16 protein-coding genes, 1 tRNA gene and 1 pseudogene are annotated in these 17032 nt (G+C 47.1%); 13 read left to right on the top strand and 5 right to left on the bottom strand.

Annotated elements, in window-relative coordinates; translation table 11 throughout:
• Nucleotides 1–25: 25 nt before the first annotated feature.
• On the bottom strand, nucleotides 26–1708 hold the full coding sequence (locus tag VP504_RS02310) for a Lon protease family protein (protein ID WP_325893965.1): 1683 nt from the start codon (nucleotides 1706–1708) through the stop codon (nucleotides 26–28).
• 262 nt (nucleotides 1709–1970) lie between these two features.
• Here VP504_RS02310 and matP point away from each other — a divergent pair, with 262 nt between their 5' ends.
• Genes matP through VP504_RS02295 form a run of 3 tightly spaced genes read left to right on the top strand, consistent with a single transcriptional unit; the run spans nucleotide 1971 to nucleotide 3142 of the window.
• The gene (gene matP / locus VP504_RS02305; RefSeq protein ID WP_325892759.1) at nucleotides 1971–2420 is read left to right on the top strand and encodes a macrodomain Ter protein MatP; all 450 of its coding nucleotides are present in this window, start codon (nucleotides 1971–1973) and stop codon (nucleotides 2418–2420) included.
• 9 nt (nucleotides 2421–2429) lie between these two features.
• Entirely contained in the window at nucleotides 2430–2720 is a 291-nt protein-coding gene (locus VP504_RS02300; protein WP_002537093.1) for a DUF3634 family protein, read from the top strand.
• Between the two features lie 17 nt (nucleotides 2721–2737).
• Nucleotides 2738–3142 (top strand): PPC domain-containing DNA-binding protein, encoded by a 405-nt coding sequence (locus VP504_RS02295; protein WP_325892758.1) that lies wholly within the window; start codon nucleotides 2738–2740, stop codon nucleotides 3140–3142.
• A 189-nt stretch (nucleotides 3143–3331) separates the two neighbouring features.
• Here the strand turns inward: VP504_RS02295 and rtcR are convergent, their stop codons facing one another.
• A complete protein-coding gene (gene rtcR, locus VP504_RS02290) occupies nucleotides 3332–4939 on the bottom strand; it encodes an RNA repair transcriptional activator RtcR (RefSeq protein WP_325893963.1) in 1608 nt (535 codons plus the stop codon).
• Nucleotides 4940–5233: 294 nt separating this feature from the next.
• On the opposite strand from rtcR, the gene VP504_RS02285 reads away from it, so the two are divergent.
• The 5 genes from VP504_RS02285 to VP504_RS02265 all read left to right on the top strand — a co-directional run bounded on the left by VP504_RS02285 (nucleotide 5234) and on the right by VP504_RS02265 (nucleotide 10983).
• Nucleotides 5234–5302: transfer RNA gene (locus VP504_RS02285), tRNA-His, on the top strand.
• A gap of 239 nt (nucleotides 5303–5541) precedes the next feature.
• Nucleotides 5542–6696, top strand: coding sequence for a slipin family protein (locus tag VP504_RS02280; RefSeq protein ID WP_325892757.1), 1155 nt, complete (start codon nucleotides 5542–5544; stop codon nucleotides 6694–6696).
• Between the two features lie 56 nt (nucleotides 6697–6752).
• A complete protein-coding gene (locus tag VP504_RS02275) occupies nucleotides 6753–7979 on the top strand; it encodes an RtcB family protein (protein ID WP_325892756.1) in 1227 nt (408 codons plus the stop codon).
• 204 nt (nucleotides 7980–8183) lie between these two features.
• Nucleotides 8184–10307 carry a marine proteobacterial sortase target protein gene (locus tag VP504_RS02270; protein WP_325892755.1) on the top strand — a complete coding sequence of 708 codons (2124 nt, stop codon included), beginning with the start codon at nucleotides 8184–8186 and terminating at the stop codon, nucleotides 10305–10307.
• Nucleotides 10308–10320: 13 nt separating this feature from the next.
• Complete coding sequence (locus tag VP504_RS02265) at nucleotides 10321–10983, top strand: class GN sortase (RefSeq protein ID WP_325892754.1); 663 nt, start codon at nucleotides 10321–10323, stop codon at nucleotides 10981–10983.
• A gap of 180 nt (nucleotides 10984–11163) precedes the next feature.
• Here the strand turns inward: VP504_RS02265 and VP504_RS02260 are convergent, their stop codons facing one another.
• Entirely contained in the window at nucleotides 11164–11727 is a 564-nt protein-coding gene (locus tag VP504_RS02260) for a DJ-1/PfpI family protein (protein ID WP_325892753.1), read from the bottom strand.
• A gap of 241 nt (nucleotides 11728–11968) precedes the next feature.
• Here VP504_RS02260 and VP504_RS02255 point away from each other — a divergent pair, with 241 nt between their 5' ends.
• The 4 genes from VP504_RS02255 (at nucleotide 11969) to VP504_RS02240 (ending at nucleotide 15467) form a co-directional block, all read left to right on the top strand.
• Nucleotides 11969–12604 (top strand): phosphotransferase-like protein, encoded by a 636-nt coding sequence (locus VP504_RS02255; protein ID WP_325892752.1) that lies wholly within the window; start codon nucleotides 11969–11971, stop codon nucleotides 12602–12604.
• Nucleotides 12605–12642: 38 nt separating this feature from the next.
• Nucleotides 12643–12900 carry a hypothetical protein gene (locus tag VP504_RS02250; protein ID WP_325892751.1) on the top strand — a complete coding sequence of 86 codons (258 nt, stop codon included), beginning with the start codon at nucleotides 12643–12645 and terminating at the stop codon, nucleotides 12898–12900.
• A complete protein-coding gene (locus tag VP504_RS02245) occupies nucleotides 12897–13358 on the top strand; it encodes a GNAT family N-acetyltransferase (RefSeq protein ID WP_325892750.1) in 462 nt (153 codons plus the stop codon). The genes VP504_RS02250 and VP504_RS02245 overlap by 4 nt, the downstream gene beginning before the upstream one ends.
• 225 nt (nucleotides 13359–13583) lie before the next feature.
• Nucleotides 13584–15467 (top strand): methyl-accepting chemotaxis protein, encoded by a 1884-nt coding sequence (locus tag VP504_RS02240; protein WP_325892749.1) that lies wholly within the window; start codon nucleotides 13584–13586, stop codon nucleotides 15465–15467.
• Nucleotides 15468–15615: 148 nt separating this feature from the next.
• Here the strand turns inward: VP504_RS02240 and VP504_RS02235 are convergent, their stop codons facing one another.
• Nucleotides 15616–16134: an outer membrane beta-barrel protein gene (locus tag VP504_RS02235; RefSeq protein WP_325892748.1), complete on the bottom strand. Its 519-nt coding sequence runs from the start codon at nucleotides 16132–16134 to the stop codon at nucleotides 15616–15618.
• Nucleotides 16135–16380: 246 nt separating this feature from the next.
• On the opposite strand from VP504_RS02235, the pseudogene VP504_RS02230 reads away from it, so the two are divergent.
• A pseudogene (locus VP504_RS02230) lies at nucleotides 16381–16566 on the top strand (hypothetical protein); the annotation flags it as partial.
• 168 nt (nucleotides 16567–16734) lie between these two features.
• On the opposite strand, the gene VP504_RS02225 reads toward VP504_RS02230, so the two are convergent.
• A complete protein-coding gene (locus VP504_RS02225) occupies nucleotides 16735–16902 on the bottom strand; it encodes a DUF3653 domain-containing protein (protein ID WP_325892747.1) in 168 nt (55 codons plus the stop codon).
• Between the last annotated feature and the right edge of the window lie 130 nt (nucleotides 16903–17032).

Here is a 17032-nt window from a genome sequence, read left to right as displayed (position 1 = left end):
ACACGTGTAAGCTAAACAACTCGGATCAGTTGTGTTTTAACCAGTTTTTAAGCTTATTTATTAAGGATGTGTGACGGGTCTCACCATGATGAAAGACATCGATTCTCTGAGCGATTTTGCCTAGAAGTGTCTCAGCTTCCACGTCATCTTCTTCATTTTCATCGCCACTAAATGGAAGGCCAGTGATGAGCGGGAAAGCTTCCTCTACATGCTCAACTGCCCAGATGTGGAAGTTGCCGTCACGAATGGCTTCAGTGACCTCTTTACTCAAGCACAGTGCGTTTAGGTTGGTCTTGGGCAAGATAACGCCCTGATCGCCTGTCAGGCCGCGATGCTCGCAGATGTGATAGAAGCCTTCGATTTTCTCGTTGATACCGCCAACGGCCTGTACACGGCCGAACTGGTCAACCGCACCAGTGATAGCAATGCTCTGATTAATTGGGGTTTGGGACAGGGCACTGACAAACGCACAAAGCTCAGCAAGGGAAGCACTGTCACCGTCTACTTCACAGTAAGATTGCTCAAACACAATGGAGGCGGAATATGGCAGTGGCTCGTCCAGGTCCAGCGCAGCGCTAACGAACGCCTGCATGATCATCATGCCTTTGGCGTGTATGTTGCCGCCAAGTTCTGCTTTACGCTCGACGTCTGCGATGTCACCGTCACCAAAATGAACCACACAGGAAATACGTGCCGGCTCACCATAAGCCATCGGGTGGCCCGGCATTTCAATGACTGTCAGGCCGTTTACCTGACCTATGTGTTCGCCACGGGTATCAATGAATACCTGACCTTTGTGGATGTCATCGACTGCACGCAATGGCAGGTAAGACTCTCTGAAGTATTTAGCTTCGATGCCCGCTTCTACGTCTGCCGCCACAATGGTCTCGCCACTACTTTGGAAATCTGCTTCACGAAGCAGGGTTTGGGTCCAAAGCGGACAGAGCGGCAATCTCTCCTGATCTTCGGTATATCTTGCACCCGCCTGCATCACACGTTGAGCGGCTTCTGGATCAAGAGGTTTGATACCGAAAGCTTGTTGATGACCTTTCAGCACCGACAGATAGGTACCCACGTTCTCTTCAGTAAGATACATGTCCTGTTCGAATTCGGCGTAGCTCGCCAAACCATGTAATTCAGGTTCGCCAGCTTCAAAGTCAGACATCAATGCGCGATCGCCAACGACGATAACTCTGACGGAAATTTCTGAAGGTGGTGGTAGCTCGCAGTAAACATCTGGTTTTGCGCTTTTCCAGCCAAGCTTGTTTGTTGAAAGTAGAGACTTCAATCGGCTCCAAACGTTGGGTTGGGCAAGAATGCAGCCAAGAGAAATGAGAAGCACGCCGCCATTTGCTTGATGGAGGAGACCATTTACAGTCCGTGACGTTGTCACATCCGAGTTGTTCGGATACACTGCGCCAAACAGCTGAACTTCATCGATATTCTCTGCGATGACCACAGGCATATCATCTGACGGTAGCGCCGCTTTCGCCATGTTCTCGAGCAATTTAAGGTAGTCATAAACATCTGGCGCTGTCACCAGAAGAAGACGCGGGAAGTGATGCTCATGAACGAGACGTTCAATGCTGCTTTTTAATCTCGGTTGCAATGTACAAGGAGAGGTCGCTTCGATAGCGGCGTATTGACGAATGTGCGCTTCAACATGAGAAAACTGCGGCACGACGGACTGCCAGGAAACTTCTTGCATACGTTTGGGTATCAACTTTTTCATTGTATTAATTACCGATGAGTATAAATGAATACGCTCCTTCAAAGTAGCGAAGATAACCAGTTGTCGGTGTTAAAGAAACGAAGTGAATAGAGCCTCGATACAAAAGGGTTCAGTTTTGATATCTGAATAGAAAAGATCAAAGAGATACGCAGAGTTAATTTGATTAAAAAGTAAACTGCTGTTACGCTGTCACTGTATTTCACATTTATTTTGCTCTCAACCAAATAAAACTCGAATTATGAAATATCAACAACTTGAAAACCTCGAAGCCGGATGGAAATGGAGCTATCTGGTCAAAAAGTATAAAGAAGGTGCGAACGTTACGCGTTATGTCGACACCAGCGAGGTCGAAGCTGCGGTGAAGTCACTGTTAGCGCTCGAACACGAGCCTACAAAAGTGATCGAATGGATCGGCGAACATATGTCTTCAGAGCTTGATACTAAGCTCAAGCAGGCGATTCGTGCGAAGCGTAAGCGTCACTTTAATGCTGAACAAGAGCACACTCGCAAAAAGTCGATTGACCTGGACTTCCGAGTTTGGGAAAAATTGTCTTTGAAAGCGCAGGAACTCGATGCGACGCTCTCGGACACGATTGAATACCTGATTGGTGAAGCCAACCGTTCCCAGAATGCGAACAAGAAAGTAGATGCGCTGAAGAAGGATTTGAGTAGTTTGCTCGACATGTAAGGAGTCTGCATGGAGTACTTTCTCGCAGCCAGCTTTATCGCTTTATTTGCTTATCTTTTGGTTGACCGTCCTATTATTCTTATCAAGTTTAAGGACGGCCAGCTTGTTAATAAGAAAGGGAAAATCCCTCATGGTTTTCTTCATGACTGTGAAGAAATCAACAAGCGAACGCCTTTCAGCGGCACCATCAAGGTGTATCGAAACCGTTTTAATCCTGCCAAGCTGGTTCTATCGAAAGATATAGACCACAAGGTGCAACAACGTATCCGCAACGTTTTCCCACACAAGTCATTCAAATAACCATTGTTTAAGTTGTCATGTCATCCGTTGAACCCATCGTATTTCGTCTTATCAGAGGCGCAGATCTCAAGCAGTCAATTCTCGATGCCGTGAAAACGCATCAGATTCAGGCTGGCTGCGTCGCATCGCTGGTGGGTTGTCTCTCTGAACTAAAAATTCGTGTGGCCGACGGAAAATCGACGCTTAGCAAAATCGAGCCATTCGAAATCCTTTCTGTTTCAGGCACGCTCACGCCAGAGCATGTTCACCTACATATTTCGGTCGCGGATAAACAGGGCGCTGTCACAGGCGGGCACATGATGGAAGGCTGTATTGTCAGTCACACCGCGGAAGTGTGTTTACTGAAGTTTTATGGTTACGGGTTCAGTCGAGAGCATGATCCCGATACTGGCTACACTGAGCTGGTGGTGAGCAAAGAATAAATACAAGAACGGATGCCTAAAAAGCGTCCGTTTTTGTATTCGCGCAGTTTTACGTCTTTTATTCATTAAATTGAATGACTTATCACTAAAGTGAAAAATTTTCCGAGGGAAGTAAAATAGTTCATGCGTAAGTATTCATGATTATGAATTTACCATTTTAATTTCATTACCTTACAAGAAGTTCATTGCTCACTTTTTCTTCAAGTCCTTCCAAGAAACCCCAAACTTCGCGAGATACTTTTGAAGCCTCGCTGAATCGTTAGACTGAACCTTTTTCGTGCGACTGATATTGAACAATTCACGTCCTGCAGACGCCATCGAATCATGTCGGTCACACACACTCAACACATAGTTAAGCTGGTGCACGTCAAAGGTGTCCAAATCCTCCCTGACTTCGTCATCTAACAGAGAAAGATAGGAACTGGAGCTTTCATTAGACGAGCCGCTCCACATACCTGATAGACGCGCTATTTCATCGTCTACATCTTCAACCGCGATCCTGGATGAATCCGCCAATGTGCCCAATCGGGTGACTGCAGAGCTTAAGTCGCGGAAGTTACTGTTCCAGGTGGCCTGATGAGAGAGCGCAAAGGAGAGGAACTTATCGCGCGCTTCTTTGTTGAAGCGGATGCGATCACCATGTTTCTCGGCGAAGGCCATCACTTCATAATCCAGATTAGGCTCAATATCCTCTTTGCGGTCTTTTAGCCCAGGAAGTGGGTACGTCCACAAGTTGATTCTCGCCAGCAAATCCTCACGAAACGTGCCCTCTATCACCATGGCTTTCAAATCACGGTTTGTACCGGCGATGAGTTGAAAGTTGCTGTTTACGTCCTTGTCGCTGCCAACAGGGTGAAACCGTTTGTATTCGATGGCATGAAGCAACATAGCTTGCTCCTCAAGCCCAAGCTCGCCAATTTCATCCAGAAACAGTAGCCCTTTGTCGGCAGCGCGCAGAAAACCTTCACGCGCCGCAGAAGCGCCCGTGAAAGCGCCTTTGGTATGTCCGAACAGCGCCGCCATCGCATTCATGCCTTTAAGCGTTGCGCAGTTCACAGTGACAAGTTCTCCTTTGAGCAAGGCACGGCGCTTTTTAAGCTGATAGATACGCTGAGCGAGTTGGCTTTTCCCTGCACCTGTTGGTCCGGTAAGCAGGATAGGGGCAGTGGAGCGAATCGCGACCTTTTCGATCTGCGAAATCATCCGGTTGAAGGCTTCATTGCGTGTTTCTATACCGCCTTTCAGAAAGGTTTCGTCTTCAATTCGTGCATTATCAAAGCGCGTGGCGAGCTGGTCATAGCGAGACAGATCAAGATCGATAATCTGCACACGGCCAATGGTCTTATCTTCCTTCGACAGGTCTGGCGCAGACTGGATCAGCTTACCCGGAAAGTGACGACTCTCCGTCAGCAGGTAGCTACAAATCTGTGCCACGTGAGTGCCCGTCGTGATGTGGAAAAGGTAATCATGATTATCGATGTCGAAATCCATCGCTTCACAAAAGTCATAAAGCTTGGCGTACACCTCTTCAAAATCCCACGGATCGGCGAAGTTCATCTGGCATAAGGCAACGCTTGTGTCTGGCGAAACGGATTCGATATCAACGGCAACGTTATTGGCAAGGCGCTTGGAATGGTTGTCATGCAGTAAATAAAGCGTGTCGATAGACAGGCTTTCTTGTTGAACCAATCCGACATTTGGTCTCCAGCGTGTCCATCTATCAACCCGTTTTCCAATTCTGTCTAACTGTGTGCCCAAAAGGCTGACAACAATCGTTTTCTTCATCACCACTTTCATATCCAAAAAGATATATCCATATCTATAAGTATCGAAAATATGAATGTTTGTGGCAATGGATATGGCGACTGATATTCGACTGAAAAGATTTTAATTCAATAAAAACAATAAAATAAAAATTAATTCTTACTTTTCTTTTGAAACTGGCACGTGACTTGGAATAACAAGCTCGTGGTTAGCGGCGTGTGGTTCTGAATACCACCCCGGTGCACCTCACACTGTGAATGTGTATACCAATCACGTTTCCCCTGGAAGGGAGCAGGAAACTGCCGAGGGTTCGATTCCCTAAAAACTACTAGATAGCTAAACGGTAAAGCAGCGGACATGTTCCGTCACCTGCGGGTTCGATTCCCGCTCTAGTCACCTTAACTGATAGTTCAATTGGTAGAACGGCGAAGTTAATTCGTATGTCGTGGGTTCGAGTCCCACTCAGATAACGCAAACAAATGGAAACAAGGAAACGAACGGAGCAACCAATGAGATGAAGACGCAACCGCGCAGAGGGGTAAAGCAGGCAGGAAGCTTCCTTTACCAAGAGCGACAGTTGCCACTGCATCGCCACGCTGTGTCCTTTCGTTTCTCACTAAACAAGGAAAAAGATTATGTTTCGTAAAACCATCAAAATTGCAGAAAACGAACGCGCACTGGTTTTTCAAAACCAGCAACTGACCCAAGTGCTTATGCAGGGTTTACACAAAATTTGGGACATGAAAGACGATGTTGAATTCGAAGTTTTCGATATCGACGAGCTGTATTTCTCCCAGAAAAACGGAGAGCGTTTATACCAAGGCTCAGCCTCGTTGAAGGAGCACATCCAACACGAGAAACTTCAGGATACAGAAGTAGGCATGTTGTATCTTGATGGCATGTTGCGTGGTGTGGTGGCACCGGGAGAGCGTCTGTTTATGTGGAAAGATGCCGGTGAGATCCGATTGGATCGTATCGACATTGCAGATACACCGCTGGTGGAAGATAAGACGCTGTATTTGATCAACAAAGCCGGTGTGAACCTGGCGACGCGTTTGATACGCAGTGAATCGACGGTCGCAGTGAAACCCGTAGCGGTGGCGACAGTGAAAAACAGCCATGTCGGCCTGCTTTATATCGACGGCAAGCTGGCAGAAAAACTGTCTCCGGGCACTTATGGCTATTGGCAGTTCAACCGTGAGTTTCAGTTGAAAAGCTATGACACGCGCACCCAGATTCTGGAAGTGTCAGGTCAGGAAATCATGACCAAAGACCGCGTTAGCCTGCGCATCAACTTAACCGCCAACATCCGCATCTTGGATGCTGAAACAGCTGCCAGCAGCGTGGACGATGTCGAACAATACGCCTACAAACTGCTGCAGTTAGCGTTGCGTGAAGCCATTGGCACCAAAGCGTTGGACGATTTACTGCTGGATAAGCTCTATGTGGGTGAAACCGTGAAAGAGCTGGTGGCAGAAAATCTGAAAGCAGTCGGTGTCGAGTTAGGCAACGTGGGTATGAAAGACATCATTTTACCGGGTGAAATCAAAGCGATTCTCAACCAGGTCGTTGAAGCGCAAAAAGCGGCAGAGGCCAACGTGATCAAACGTCGTGAGGAAACGGCAGCGACACGAAGCCTGCACAACACCGCCAAAGTGATGGAAAACAACCCAACACTGATGCGCCTGAAAGAGCTGGAAGCACTTGAAAAAGTGGCGGACAAAATCAGCAACCTCAACGTCTACGGTGGTCTGGAAGGACTCATGCAAGGCGTGGTGAAAATAACATAGAAAACGCGTCTTGCCGTGAAGCAAATACGGTAAGGCGCGTCATCAAGGAAAGCACAATGTGTACTGAAAACTACATCGAAATTAAAAACGAAAACAAAGCAACGATAAAAGCGTGGACCAAAGGCGTACCGTTTGAAGATAAGGCACGCCAACAGCTGAATAACATCGCATCTATGGATATTGTTCACTCCCATATTGCCGTGATGCCGGATGTCCACCTCGGTATGGGGGCTACGATTGGTAGCGTGATTCCCTCGGTCAAAGCCGTGATACCGGCAGCCGTGGGAGTGGATATCGGCTGCGGGATGCTCGCAAGCAAAACCTCGCTGAAAGCCTCACAGCTCCCGGATAACCTCAGTGGTATCCGACATGCTTTTGAGTCGGCGATACCACATGGAAGAACGTTTGGGCGAGGAAAAACCGACCGCGGCGCGTGGCATAACATCCCTGAAGTGGTAGCAAAAGAGTGGCAAAAGCTGGAACTGCGCTTCGAGGCAATCTGCCATAAGCATCCGGCGATCAGGAAAAGCAACCACGTTAACCATCTGGGCACCATGGGAACGGGGAACCACTTTCTGGAGCTTTGTCTGGATGAAAACGACGCAGTTTGGATCATGCTTCACTCAGGCAGCCGTGGCGTAGGAAACCGCATTGGTACCTACTTTATCGAACTGGCGAAGAAGGAGATGGAACGACACCAGATCCACCTTCCCGATCAGGATCTGGCGTATTTGGAAGAGGGCAGCGACTACTTTAACGATTACGTGGAAGCTGTCGAATGGGCGCAGGATTTTGCCGCGAAAAACCGTGAAATCATGATGATCAATGCGATTACAGCGCTGAGAAAACAAATCCCAGTGCCATTTGAAACGGCAGACGTGGCGGTGAATTGTCACCACAACTATATCTCGCGGGAAACGCACTTTGGTAAGTCATGCTATGTCACTCGTAAAGGCGCGGTGAGGGCTGGCAAGGGCGAACTGGGGATTATCCCTGGTAACATGGGGGCGAAGTCCTTCATCGTTCGAGGGCTTGGCAATCCAGAAAGCTTCGAAAGCTGTAGTCATGGCGCAGGGCGTGTGATGTCGAGAGCACAGGCGAAAAAGGTTTATAGCATCAAAGATCAAGTTGCCGCGACGGAAGGTGTTGAGTGCCGAAAAGATGCAGCAGTGATTGATGAAATCCCGCACGCCTACAAAGATATCGACAAAGTCATGGAAGCACAGAAAGACCTTATCGAAGTGGTGCATACCCTGAAGCAAGTGGTTTGTGTGAAAGGGTAAATACGACTGATCACACGTTAAATCAATAATTTAAGCAGGAGCATGTCTCCTGCTGTTTTACATCCTTTAACGCACTATAACTTAAATGTGTTGGGCCACCATAATCTTGCCACAATTGGTCTGAATTGGCCTCAGTTGCTACCCGGAACCGACAGATTGATTTGGTGTAATGCCAGTCAATAACGACAGGTCAAGGAAGTGGCAATGTACTCCCTGAAAATCTCCAAAGTCTCATTCAAAGCGCCGTTAGCAGATTGGTTGCTGACAGCGCTTTTCATCATGTTCCTCCCTGCGATTGCTTTTGCCAGTGAGGAAGAAGGCGGCTTGTATATACAAACGCAAAACAGCGAAGACAAACTCTGGACGGCAGCGCCTCAGCTTTCCACCAGTGCAGAGTTGGTGATAAATGGTCTGGTGAATCGCGTGAAGGTCGAACAGCGTTTTACCAATCCAACAGACGATTGGATTAACGCCCGTTATCTGTTTCCGCTACCTCAGAATGCAGCGGTCGATCATCTGACGATTCAAATCGGTGAGCGCATCATTGAAGGTGAAATCCAAAAGAAACAGCAAGCGAGAGAAACCTTCAACCGTGCCGCTGAGCAGGGAAAAAAAGCCTCGTTGGTGGAACAGCACCGTGCGAACTTGTTCTCTACGCAGATTGCCAATGTTGCGCCTGGCGAAACCATTGTGGTGAATATCCAATATCAGGAGACGGTTCACTATGAAGATGGTGAGTTCAGCCTTCGTTTCCCAACCACCTTCACGCATCGCTACATTCCGGGGTTGCCAGATTCGACGTCACTGCAGGCAAGAGGCGACATCGAAGGCCCAATTCTGGAAGAAGGCGAACATCGTGTTGAAGAAGTGGTAACACCATTACAGGAAATGCAAAACGGTTGGGCTGTGGCAACGCGTCAGGTGCCAGATGCCAATGAAATTACGCCGGAGTATCGTGATCCGCTGCTTGAAGATGAAATCGCTTTTACCTTGGAAGCAGACATCAACATGGGTCTGCCGATTGATTTTGTGGAAAGCACCACAGCTTCCATCAATGTAGAAAAGGTCTCTGAAAGCCGCTATTCCGTCACACTGAGCGAAATGGAAATCGCCAATCAGGATTTTGTACTGAAATGGCGCCCAGCGGCTGCCAGCATGCCGGTTGCAGCCTTATTTGTGCAGGAAAAGGAAGGCGAGAAGTACGGTCTTTTAATGGCGATGCCGCCGCAATCGAAGCAGGCAAACAGCATCCCCCAAAACATCACTTTGGTGTTGGACATCTCCGGCTCAATGTACGGTGAATCCATCGAGCAAGCCAAAGAAGCCGTCATCTACGCGCTGCATAGCCTCGAAGCCGATGACTACTTCAACCTGATTATCTTTAATCACGAAGCGCGTCGTTATTCGTCAGTGCCCGTGCAAGCAACTCTCAAGAATATCGGTTTAGTCAGCAGCATTGTTCGTGGCATTGAAGCAGATGGGGGCACCGAAATAGCGACAGCATTAGAGTTGGCGTATACGTCAGAGCCAATGGCTGGTTACTTGAACCAAATTGTCTTTATGACAGACGGTGCCATTGGCAATGAAGAAGAGCTGTACGGCTTAATCAGCAAAGGATTGAAAGACCGAGGACTGTTTACCGTCGGGATTGGATCCGCGCCAAACAGCACTTTTATGCAGCGCGCCGCCGTATCAGGTAAAGGAAGCTTCACCCATATCAGTAGCCTCAACGAAGTTTCTACGTCACTAAAGCCACTGTTTCAAAAGCTGTCCAGCCCAGTAATGAAAGACATCACCGTGAAGTGGGATGATGGCGAGCCTGTCGATGCATGGCCAAACCCAGTACCGGATCTCTACAAAACCCAGCCTTTGGGTTTGGCGTTTACCATCCCCGAAAACGCGAATACATTACAGCTAACAGGCATTCAAAGTGACGCGCCATGGCAGCTGGATATTGACCTTGAAGCCATTCAAGCGGGCGCTGCGACAGGTATAGACGTACTTTGGGCGCGTAAACAAATCGAAAGTATCACCCTCAATCAAAGCTTGAGTGCAAATGAGAAAGAAACCCGAATCACAGAGCTGGGTTTAAATCATCACATTGTCACCAAGCATACGTCGCTGGTCGCCGTTGATAACAATCCAAGCCGACCGTTGGATGAGAAAGCAAAGCCACATCAAATCAATCCACATGCACCTAAAAACAACGTCACCATGCTGCAGAGTGGTTTGGGAAGCACCTTCATGATGTTACTGGGTGGATTAATGTTGGCTGTCAGTGCGGTAGGGATTCGCTTCAGTCGCGCATCACGTGACGTTTTCCAATAGAAGGTCAGTATACATGGAAGTCATCCGTCGTTATTTTCCGCAGAAGCCCTGGCAACTCGTTTTTATGGCCAGCTTCCTGTGTGGAGGTGTCATCATGGCAAATGGCCTATACATAAAAGCCAAGGCGCAACTCGCCCAACTCATGATTGCCCACGCTTGGGAGAAGCAAAAACAAACGGGCGAGAACCAAGCCCCTTGGCCGTGGGCTGATACTTATCCCATCGCCAAGATCGCATTGAAGAACAACAAGCCGCAGTGGGTGTTGTCTGGCGCCAACATGCGAAACCTGGCATTTGGTCCAACACTGCAGATGCAAACTGCCTTGCCGGGAAGGAGGGGAAACGTCGTCATCTACGGTCATAACGACACCCATTTCTCGGGGCTGTCTGAGATAAAGCCGGGCGATACCATGAGTATTGAGACCCGCGCCGGCACTCAGGTGTATTACAGCGTGGAAGAAATCAGCATCGCTCATGAATCTGACACTCAGTGGATAGAGCAAACGGACGATGACCGCGTCACACTGGTGACCTGTTATCCATTCGACGCCATGACATTCAACGGACCACTGCGCTATGTCGTGGTGGCGAAACCCCAGCTAACACCAGACTCACTCCGAGATTTCGCACCTGATGTTTTCTATTCCGCGAAGACTGAAACTGAACAGTGGCTATAGCATATAAACGTAACCATAACGCACTATAACTTATTGTTGGTTCGCATTAGCCCAATCTAGATAACACGAAAATCCTACTACTTATCTACCTGAAAATATGAGGTTTAAACGAAAAATAAGCCTAATAAAAAAGGGCGCGAATCGCGCCCAAATGGGAGGCTTAGTGATGGATCGTTATAGTTATTGAGTAAGCAGTGTGTGGAACTGGGTGAGCCACGCAGGGTGTGCAGGCCATGCTGGTGCCGTAACGAGATTACCGTCGGTAATGGCTTCGTCCATCGCAATGTTTGTGAATTCACCGCCGGCCAAGCGAACTTCCGGAGCGCAAGCGGGGTAAGCGGAAATCGCGCGGTTTGAAACCACATATGATGCCGTGAGTAATTGGGCGCCGTGGCAAATGGCAGCAATCGGTTTGTTTTTATTGTTGAACGCAGTGATCAGGTTCAACACGTCCTCATTTAAACGCAGGTATTCTGGCGCGCGTCCGCCAGGTAAAAGTAAACCGTCAAATGAGGTGTCGGAAACCGCATCAAAGTCCGCATTCAATGTGAATATGTGGCCTGGTTTTTCGGTGTAGGTTTGGTCGCCCTCGAAGTCATGGATAGCCGTTTTAATGGTTTCTCCATTTGATTTCCCCGGACAAACCACAGAAACCGAGTGTCCCAAAACCTGAAGCGTTTGAAAGGGCACCATGATTTCATAGTCTTCAACGAAATCACCGGCGATGATAAGAACTCTAGCCATCGTTATTTTCCCTGATCTAGTTACTGACGTTATTGTGGTTACGGCCCAATGGGTTAGGCTCATTTTTATCGGTGTTTTTCAGAACATTAGTACAGCAGTGGCGGGCTACAAGGCGAGTGATCAGTAATTCGAGATTGGTCTATTCTGAGTGCAATCGGTACATCGGTCAGTTACAAACACCTTCGATTTTTCAGTTAATTTACCTAAAAAATGTGTGGTTCATCATTGAAACAGAGTGCGTATGGATCGCATTTTTCTTCCACATAAACCGGAAAAACTTCCCTCAGATTCACATAACAAGAATGATGTCGCCAACAAAAACAACAAAGAGGCAATTTTCTTTATGAGCCCAAATTTAATCGTTCTCGATGGCGCCTCTGGAGCGGGTAAAACCACGCTGGCGAAAGCTCTCCAGGAGCAGTTTCTTCCAGAAAACTGGCTGTATTTTTCTATCGACACATTAGTCTATGCGCTTCCACCGTCAGTGCTTCAGCGCTGCAATCAGGAAAACGACTGGCGTTCACTGGACTCAAATACCCTGACGAACGGGGCATTCTCTTGTGTGAATGCCTTGCTGGAAGCGGGTAACAAAGTCATTTTTGATGCTGTGATTTCAACGCCACAGCGAGCACTGAAAATGGATCTGGCTTTCGAGCGCCATGAGCGTTTATATGTTGGTCTTGTCTGCGAACTTCCAGAGTTAGAGAGACGCACATTTGACCGAGGAGATAGAACGTTAGATGAAGTGAGGCATGGCTTCTACACATCACCACATCATCTGAAATATGATCTCAAACTCGACAGCACCAAAACGCCTGCGACTGAACTCGCAACAATCATTGCGGTAACTTTGCAGGAGCAAGTCACCAAGGCATAAACAACGCATGACTTAACTATCACGCATACGAGCCGACAGTGACGAATCCAGAAGACCTCAAGAAACTAGAACAAAAGATCGCGATGGGGATGTCCAAACACATACTGGTTTACGGTGTGTTGCTGTGGGGAATTCCTACCGCGATTTTTTATGCCGCCATTACGCCGCTTTTTACCGGAAAAGGCTTCATAGAAGCGCTCTCTTTCTCGCTTTGGGCATTTCCATTAGGCGGTATCTTCTATGGTCTGTATTCTTGGTTAAAAACCAAGAACCTTCTGGAAAAGGCCAAATCATGAAATTCATCTTCCTTGCAGATAAGCCAGAAACACTTCCTACCGTTGCTCAGTGGTTTCTCAATGAATGGGGGCACCTGAATCCCGAGGCCACGATAGAGCGCAACCAAGCCAAGCTGAGCGAATACCTCAACAGAGACAAACTGCCACTGATGATCTATGCCGTTGAAGGTGATGAGATCCTCGGTTGTTCCTACCTCTGTTATCACGAAATGAGCATCTACACCGACAAGGAACATTGGGTCGGTGGCGTCTATGTAGAAAAAGCGCATCGTGGCAAGAAGGTTGCGTCGAAGATGGTCGGAGAGTTAGAACGATTGGCGAGGACCTTAGGCATTGAAAAACTTCATCTTCAAACTGAGCAGTTAGATGGTGGTTTATATAGTCGGATTGGGTTTGAAGAAATAGAGCAGGTCGAATATCGCGGCGTGAAAGTGTCGGTGAGAATGAAAGGTCTATAAAAATAGACGGTTAATTTTTATTTGTTTGTTTATTTACACACTTAAAGTTTGAGTGAATAATGATATGTAAAATTTTCTGACAAAAAAAGCTCAATTTAATTACAAAGCACTCAATAATCATTAATAAGCTCTGGATTGAGATTACATCGTCTGCTTCATTAAGTGATACCAATAAAAATTGATCTATCGAATCAGTTTACTACAAATCAAGTGCGGGTATCGCTAATGAAAGTTTCTTATCGTGTTGCTTTACTTTCTACAACAGTTGTTATCGGAGTGCTCTCTGCGCTTTCCTGGTTTCAATACCAGAACGTGAAACAAGAAGAGCTGGACATGTCAAAACGAAACACCCTTGAGACCACTGCAGCCATGGGGGAGCAAATAACCAACTGGCTAAACGGTAAACTTGCCCTCATTGATATGATGGCTGAGAACATCAATGCCGACTTTAGTGCAGAGACTATTCAAACTACCTTCGACCTTCCGATACTTAAAGAAGAGTTCATCCTGATATTTGGAGGGCTCGATACCGACGGGAAACGTATCACCAATGACCCAAGTTGGAATCCTGAAGGCTGGGATGCTCGAAAACGTCCTTGGTATCCTTTCGCTAAAAAGAACAGTTCTGCAAGGCTCACCGACCCTTATGCGGATGCTGCAACCAAAGAAATTCTCATCTCAGCTGTTGCAAATCTTTATGACAATGGTGTTTCGAAAGGAGCCTTCGGCGGTGACCTAAGCTTAGACACTGTGTCAAAAGCACTTAACACACTTAATTTCAATAACACAGGTTATGCCTTTCTATTGAGTGATGACGGTACCATTATCAGCCACCCGAATGGCGATCTTAATGGTCTGAAAATCAGTAAGCTCTACAAAGGCGACACCCTGCCAGTACTTGATGAAGCGTTTCAGAAAGTTGAAACAGATAACGGTTCAGCACTCACTGTATTCCATAAATTGGATAAGCTTACTGGCAGCAACTGGCTAATAGGTGTTGTGCTCGACGAACAAACTCTCATGGCTCACAGTGAGGAGTTCGGCTTTGCCTCCATGATAACTACTGCGGTTTGCGCTATTTTGATTGGGCTGCTATTGAGTATGGTGACCTCGCGCCAGCTTAGACCTCTTGTCAACTTGCGTGAAAGCCTTGAAGAGATCAACAGTGGTGACGGCGACCTGACAAAACGCCTTGCTATTAAAAGTAACGATGAATTCGGCGGTGTTTCTAAAGAGTTTGACGGTTTTATTGATTATCTTCAAACGCTGGTAAAAAGCATTAAAGGAACATCAGACCAAGTATCTGACAACGTCCGCCAGACAGTATCATCTGCCAAAAATGCGGCTGAAGGTGCTGAACACCAACTCAAAGAAATCAGTCTGGTGTCTGACGCCATCCATGAGATGACAGATATTTCAAATGACGTTGCTGAACGGGCGCGCAATGCCGCTGAAGTGGTTGCAGAGAGCACCGAAGCCACCAACAAAGGCGGTGACTCTGTAGAGAAAACGAAAACCTCGATCGACTTACTGATGGGAGAGATGGAAACGGCAGTATCTAAAGTGAATGAACTGGCTAAATACAGCGCCAACATTGAGTCTATTCTTACCGTGATCACTGACATTGCCGAACAAACCAACCTACTGGCATTGAATGCTGCCATTGAGGCGGCGCGTGCTGGAGAAATGGGTAGGGGGTTCGCCGTCGTCGCCGACGAGGTACGCGCACTCGCATCTCGCACGCAAACCTCTACAGAAGAAATCAAAAATATGATTGCCCAGCTACAAGCTGGTGTAGGTGAAGCGGAAAGCGTCATTATCAAGAGCCGCAACACTGCATCAAGTACACAGGAAGTGGTGCTCGGAGCAAATTCTGCTCTCACTGACGTTCACAATCACATTTACCGTATCAACGAGCTGATCAATGAGATCTCAGAGTCTTCATTTAAGCAACGGGATACCGCCAATGATATCCAGCAGAACACCGATAACATTCGTGACATCAGTGAAACTCTGTCACAGCGGGCGAAAGAACAAGAAACACTTTGTGTAGCGATTTCTGATTTAGCCGGTCAGCAAGAAAATGAGTTAAACAAATTTAAAGTATGAGTAGACACAACTCGTAAGAAAAGGCCCCCGAAAGGGGGTTTTATTTTTGGGCCGAAAGTTAGAGTAGCTAGATAAAAGAAGAGCCCCAAGCAGGACTCTTTAATGCTTGCAGTATTACGCCAGTGTCAGCTAAAACGATACCCCACATTTACCCCCACCAAGCATCACTGGATGGGCTGGACATCATATAGGTATTGTATTCCATCCTTGCAAACACTCGGCTTTCAGACGGAATCTGAAGTTCTGTGCCCACAGCCAGATGAGGCCTGAACTCTGAATCCTGAGATGAGGTGAGGCCCCGACTAAAAGTACTGCTTAAATCCATTTTACCGGTATTGTATGCAATACCGGTTTTGACGTATGGAATGAAGTAGGTATTGATATCTTTACGCCATACCGCATCAAGGTGGGTGGAATGATAGGTAACATTAATTTTGGTTCGATAGGTGCCATTGTTTCCTTCAAACTCATAGAAACTTTCATCCCCACCATATGCATATGATGCTTCGATAGCCAGATTATTATTGAATTGATATCCAGCCCCCAGGTTAAAACCGCTGCGGTCACCACCTTTGTATCCGCCGAAAAGGTAAGTATTGTCTGATGTCTCAGACGCAAAAGAGGGTGCGGATAAAGCGACAACCAGTGCGATAGTCATTTTGTTCATATTAAAGCCTTTTTATTGCCGTATTTAAGACTTCCTTGATCAACGATCCTTGTTCACTTCCTTGGCAAATGCCGAATCACTCCATACGAATGTGAATATTCTCCGACAATAATACAGTGTTCGATTATGGTTTCCATTACCTTTGTGCTTAGTGCTGTAACAAAGTGTGTAACGAAAAATGAAGCAAATAGCGCAGTGGGTTGGAAGTGTATTTGCACGTTTGGCTGGGGTAATGCCTATAAAAGCGGTATGAAAGATGAATTCATTTTACTGGTGATCTTTGTGCCCTTGATGCTGTCGTTTCTTCCGGATTATGCGCCGTATGTGGAAGCAGGTTTTACCGCATTGAAGGCTGTCCCCAAGTATTACTGGTATGTAGTGGCAGCGGTGGTGATTGATACGTTTGGATTTCGCTCAATCGTGTGTTATCTGTCGTTTAAATGGAAAGAAATTAGGGTGGATATACTGGAAACGCTTGCAATCTCAATAGGCACTGGGTGGCGCAGCCTGTTCATCGGTATTCGGTTACTGGCGGTTTGGGAGATGCTATGGCGCATCCGGGACGTGTCCATGGCGGCGAACCAGCGCAAAATACTTTCGCTATATAGGAAAGGCTTCAAGCTCTCTGGGATGGAACACCGCACCTGACGGAGTGATAAGAATGGCGCGGTCTTGATCGATTTTGAAGCCTTGCCAGTTGAAGTCGTTCGGCAGATAGATGCGCGCTTTGATGAGGAGTAGCTTTTCGGCTTTGAGGCTTGGCTGCAAGATGAAAACAGAAAGACGTTAGAGGAAACATAGATTCAATTTTGTCAGAATGATGCCAACCAGAAGTAACATAGAAAGCTGACAATCATGATTTGATATGAGCAAACTGAAGCTCAATCTATAGCGATAT

The organism is Grimontia sp. NTOU-MAR1 (genome assembly GCF_035758505.1).
Taxonomy (GTDB): domain Bacteria; phylum Pseudomonadota; class Gammaproteobacteria; order Enterobacterales; family Vibrionaceae; genus Enterovibrio; species Enterovibrio marinus.
Note: the sequence above shows the minus strand (reverse complement) of the source record. Positions and strands in the feature narration are given on the sequence as shown.